At 59.9% G+C, this 3129-nt stretch carries 2 protein-coding genes; one reads left to right on the top strand and one right to left on the bottom strand.

Going from position 1 to position 3129, the window contains the following annotated elements; genetic code table 11:
• On the top strand, nucleotides 1–2320 hold a 2320-nt coding region (locus A1351_RS07985; RefSeq protein ID WP_064032714.1), incomplete at its 5' end, for a type I restriction endonuclease subunit R.
• Nucleotides 2321–2667: 347 nt separating this feature from the next.
• On the opposite strand, the gene A1351_RS07980 is transcribed toward A1351_RS07985, so the two are convergent.
• Nucleotides 2668–3129, bottom strand: a 462-nt coding sequence (locus A1351_RS07980) for a terminase small subunit (protein ID WP_198162290.1), incomplete at its 5' end; no start/stop codon positions are given.

Genomic DNA, 3129 nt, shown 5'->3' with positions numbered 1-3129 from the left:
GAAGCAGATCAGGTCGATCGTCTTCCCGCGCTATCACCAGCTCGACGCCACGCGGCGGCTCGTGCAAGCGGTCCTGACCGAAGGCGCAGGCGGCAAATATCTGATCCAGCATTCGGCAGGCTCGGGCAAAACCAATTCCATCGCATGGTCCGCCCATTTCCTTGCCGACCTGCATGACGCTGCGAACGAGAAGCTATTCTCGACCGTCATCGTCGTCTCCGACCGCAATGTGATCGACGGGCAGTTGCAAGAGGCGCTGGCGGATTTCGAGCGCACCAAGGGTGTGGTGGCGACGATCAAGAGCGAGGGCGCGAGCAAGAGCGGCCAGCTCGCCGACGCGCTGGCACAGGGCAAGAAGATCATCTGCTGCACGATCCAGACCTTTCCTTTCGCGCTGGAGGCGGTGCGCGAGCAGGCCGCGACGCAGGGCAAGAGATTCGCCGTCATCGCCGACGAAGCGCACTCCTCCCAGACCGGCGAGACGGCGGCGAAGCTCAAGCAGGTGCTGTCGTCCGAAGAGATCGCGGCATTGGAGGACGGTGGCGAGTTGAGCGCCGAGGATGTGCTCGCCGCGCAGATGACTGCCCGCGCCAGCGAAAGCGGAATCACTTATGTCGCCTTCACCGCGACGCCGAAGACCAAGACGCTGGAGCTGTTCGGCCGCCGTCCGAGGCCGCGCGAGCCTGCCGGGCCAGGCAATCTTCCGCAGCCCTTCCACATCTATTCGATGCGGCAGGCGATCGAGGAAGGCTTCATCCTCGACGTGCTGAAAATCTACACGCCCTATCGTCTCGCGTTCCGCCTCGCCAGCGGCGGCAGGGAGTGGGACGACACGCAGGTCGAACGCGACGCCGCGATGAAGGGCATCATGAGTTGGGTGCGGCTGCATCCTTACAATATCAGCCAGAAGGTCCAGATCGTCGTCGAGCATTTTCGTGAGAATGTCGCGCCGCTTCTCGACGGCAAGGCGAAGGCGATGGTCGTCCTGGCCAGCCGCAAGGAGGCCGTGCGCTGGCAGATCGCCATCACGAAATACATTAAGTCGCAGGGTTACAAGATCGGGGCGCTGGTCGCATTCTCGGGCGAGGTCAACGATCGCGAGACTGGTCCCGACCCGTTCACGGAGAACAGCAAGGAGCTGAACCCTTCGCTGTCGGGGCGAGACATCGCCGAGGCGTTCAAGGGGCCAGATTATCAGCTTCTGCTCGTCGCCAATAAATTCCAGACGGGGTTTGACCAGCCTTTGCTCTGCGGCATGTATGTCGACCGGCGGCTGGCGGGCATTCAGGCCGTGCAGACGCTTTCGCGGCTCAATCGAGCGCGAGAAGGTAAGGACACGACCTATGTTCTCGACTTCATGAACAGCGCCGAAGACATTCTGAAAGCGTTCAAGACCTATTTCAAGACGGCCGAACTCCAGGCCGTGACCGATCCGAACCTCGTTTTCGATCTACGGGCGAAGCTCGACGCGACCGGCTATTACGACGATTTCGAGGTCGAGCGCGTCGCAGCCGTCGAGGTGAACCCGAAGTCCCGGCAAGGCGATCTCGTGGCCGCGATCAGCCCCGTCGCCGACCGATTGCTGAAGCGTTTCAAGTCGGCGCGCGAACATTTGATCGAAGCCCGTGAGCGGAGCGATGACGTCGGCGCGAGACAAGCCAAAGACGAAATCGACGCGCTGCTTCTCTTCAAGAACGACATGGGCGCGTTCCAGCGGATGTATAGCTTTCTGTCGCAGATGTTCGACTACGGCAACACGGGCATAGAGAAGCGGTTCATTTTCTATCGGCGTCTCGCGCCATTGCTGGAGTTCGGGCGTGAGCGCGAGGGCATAGACCTCAGTCAGGTCAAGCTGACGCATCACAGCTTGAGGTCTCAGGGCAAGCTGCCTTTGGCCTTGGGAAGTGGCGACGCGCCGAAGCTCGTTCCGCTGACCGAAGCGGGCTCGGGCGCGATCAACGACAAAGAAAAGGCGCGGCTGGCGGAGATCATTGAGCGGGTGAATGGCCTGTTCGACGGCGAACTGACCGACGGCGATCAACTCGTCTATGTGAACAACGTCCTCAAAGGAAAGCTGCTGGAGTGCGAGGAGTTGGTTACGCAGGCAGCGAACAACACGAAGGCGCAGTTCGCCAACTCGCCGACGCTCTCGACTGAACTCATGAACGCGATCATGGACACTCTCGCCGCGCATACGACGATGAGCAAGCAGGCGTTGGAGAGCGAGCGGGTTCGCGAGGGGCTCAAAGACGTGCTGCTCGGACCGGCGGAGCTTTACGAGGCGTTGCGAGCCAGATCGGGCCAACCGCCGCGAGTGTGATTGTTATGAGGGCGGTGAACGCAGAGTTCGCTCGGACTTCTCGACGAGAAGATTGCCCTGGCCGGGCGCTCTGACAAGCGCGGAAGCCATGATAAGGCGAGAGAGGCCGCAGCGCGCTCCTGTGTCGCGGCCGAACCAGCCAGAGAGAGGCGCGCATGCCATTCTCGCCGACAGGCCCGAGTCCGCATGTCGTCACATCGCTGGCCAGAGCCGTTGCAAGATCGGCGATGACAGTGCCATTCACGTCTCCTTTTTCGCCTATGAGAAAATGGAGTCCGCTCCTCGGAAATGTGTCCGCGAGAAGTGACGTCGGCGGCACTTCGCCATGCAACGTCCAATTTTTCAGATTATGCGATTTCATCTTTGCCTCCTTGGATTACGACGGGGACGAATGTCCGCCCTTGCACTTGCTGAATCAGTATCGCGAGCGGATTGTCGAATTTCACTCGAAGCCTGTCTTCGAACATGCCCAAATGCCGCATGACTTTTTCGATGGCTTCGATTTTGTTTACGAACTTGACCTTCTTCGTGTTGCCGATCACAACGCCGTCTTCATTGCGGATTTCGGTCACTTCGAAGCCAGCAATCGCGCGCCGCACGTCTTCACGCATTTCGTATAGCTGCTTCAAACTGCCGTCTTCGTTGAATGCTTCGCCGATGTCGAAGAACGCGAGGCACGATAGCTCTTTCAACACACGGTCTGCTGTTATCTCGGTTCGAAGCGATCTCTCGGACATGGCGAGTTCAATCGCTGCGGCGACCTGAGTGTTCCTGAGCAATTTCGCCGCATTTACTTCGGCGGCATTGCC

The organism is Methylosinus sp. R-45379, assembly GCF_001644125.1.
Lineage (GTDB): Bacteria > Pseudomonadota > Alphaproteobacteria > Rhizobiales > Beijerinckiaceae > Methylosinus.
Note: the sequence above shows the minus strand (reverse complement) of the source record. Positions and strands in the feature narration are given on the sequence as shown.